Annotated in this window: 2 protein-coding genes; one reads left to right on the top strand and one right to left on the bottom strand. The window is 67.4% G+C overall.

The window, feature by feature from the left end; all coding sequences use genetic code 11:
• Positions 1-65: 65 nt before the first annotated feature.
• Positions 66-1,784: a methionine--tRNA ligase gene (gene metG, locus F9K34_RS18760; RefSeq protein WP_291338620.1), complete on the top strand. Its 1,719-nt coding sequence runs from the start codon at positions 66-68 to the stop codon at positions 1,782-1,784.
• A gap of 30 nt (positions 1,785-1,814) precedes the next feature.
• On the opposite strand, the gene F9K34_RS18755 is transcribed toward metG, so the two are convergent.
• A partial coding sequence (locus F9K34_RS18755) for a hypothetical protein (protein WP_291338619.1) occupies positions 1,815-2,056 on the bottom strand: 242 nt, incomplete at its 5' end.

The raw sequence follows: 2,056 nt of genomic DNA, 5'->3' as shown, positions 1-2,056 counted from the left end.
CCTCTGGCCCTTGGCGGCCCAAGCCGTTAAATCACCGGCCGGACACGGACGGAAAGGCGCGGCGCATGGCCCGGATTCTGATCACCTCGGCGATCCCCTACATCAACGGGATCAAGCACCTCGGGAACCTCGTCGGCTCCCAGCTTCCGGCCGACCTCTACGCCCGCTACATGCGCGCGCGCGGCCACGAGGTCATGTTCATCTGCGCCACCGACGAGCACGGCACTCCGGCCGAGCTTGCCGCCGCCAAGGCGGGGATGCCGGTCGAGCACTACTGCGCCGAGATGCACGAGGTGCAGAAGAACCTCGCCGCCGGCTTCCGCCTCTCGTTCGACCATTTCGGCCGCTCCTCCTCGGGGCGCAACCACCGGCTGACCCAGCATTTTGCGAAGGCGCTCGGCGAGAACGGCTTCATTGAGGAAGTGGCCGAACGCCAGGTCTTTTCCGTGGCCGACAACCGCTTCCTGCCCGACCGCTACATCGAGGGCACCTGCCCGAACTGCGGCTATGACAAGGCCCGCGGCGACCAGTGCGAGAACTGCACCAAGCAGCTCGACCCGACCGACCTCATCAACCCGCGCTCCGCCATCTCCGGCTCGACCGAGCTGGAAATCCGCGAGACCAAGCACCTCTATCTCAAGCAGAAGTCGCTCAAGGGCGAGATTTCCGCCTGGATCGACAGCAAGACCGACTGGCCGATCCTCACGACCTCCATCGCGAAGAAATGGCTGAACGACGGCGAGGGCTTGCAGGACCGCGGCATCACCCGCGACCTCAGTTGGGGCGTTCCGGTGCAGTTTCCCGGCGCGCCCTGGCAGGGGATGGAGGGCAAGGTCTTCTACGTCTGGTTCGACGCGCCGATCGAGTACATCGCCGCCACCGCCGAATGGGCGGACGCGACCGAAGAGCCGGACGCCGCCTGGGAACGCTGGTGGCGGACCGACAAGGGCGCCCAGGACGTGCGCTATGTGCAGTTCATGGGCAAGGACAACGTGCCCTTCCACACCCTCAGCTTCCCCGCCACGATCATGGGGTCGCGCGAGCCGTGGAAGCTCGTCGACTATATCAAGTCGTTCAACTACCTCAACTACGACGGCGGCCAGTTCTCCACGTCCCAGGGCCGGGGCGTCTTCATGGACCAGGCGCTCTCCATCCTGCCGGCCGACTACTGGCGCTGGTGGCTCCTTTCCCACGCGCCGGAAAACGCCGACAGCGAGTTCACCTGGGAGAATTTCCAGGTCTCGGTCAACAAGGACCTCGCCGACGTGCTCGGCAACTTCGTCAGCCGCATCACCAAGTTCTGCCGCTCGAAATACGGCGAGGCGGTGCCTGCGGGTGGCCAGACCGGCGAGCGCGCGGCGGCGCTGATCGAGGAGCTCGAAGGCCGCGTGCGCGCCTACGAGGGCCACATGGAGGCGATGGAGATCCGCAAGGCCGCCACCGAGCTTCGCGCCATCTGGGTCGCGGGCAACGAATACCTGCAATCCGCCGCGCCCTGGACCGTCTTCAAGGAAGACCCCGAGCGTGCCGCCGCCATGGTCCGCCTCGGGCTCAACCTCATCCGGCTCTACGCGATCCTCAGCGAGCCCTTCATCCCCGACGCCTCGGCCAAGATGCTTTCGGCGATGAAATGCACCGACAGGACCTGGCCCGGGCCGGTCGCCGAGGCGCTGACGGTCCTGGAGCCGGGCCACGCGTTCGAGACGCCCGAGGTCCTCTTCGCCAAGATCGCCGACGAGGAGCGGGAGGAATGGCAGAAGCGCTTCTCCGGGGTGCGGACCTAGGCCCGCGTCCCGGCGGGGACGACGGCCCGCTCAGAACTGGCGGTCCACGACCATCACCTCGCGGTGGCTGATCGTGTGGACGACCCTTGGATTGTCCTGCACGAAAGCCACGAGGTCCTCGCAGCCCGCGAGCAAGCCCCCGCCGAGGACCATGAGCGCCGCTCCGAAACCCGCCCGCACCGCGCGCCGCACCATCTGTCGCCTGTCCCGCCCGGATGCACCGTTGCGGCAGGGTTGGGCGATGCGGCGGGCGGCGTCAAGCGGGGGGGTGG

This window comes from Albidovulum sp. (genome assembly GCF_008933605.1).
Taxonomy (GTDB): Bacteria; Pseudomonadota; Alphaproteobacteria; order Rhodobacterales; family Rhodobacteraceae; genus Albidovulum.
Note: the sequence above shows the minus strand (reverse complement) of the source record. Positions and strands in the feature narration are given on the sequence as shown.

Excerpts from the sequence above, each read along its gene's own strand:
- metG (WP_291338620.1), top strand. The coding sequence starts at position 66 with ATGGCCCGGATTCTGATCACCTCGGCGATCCCCTACATCAACGGGATC.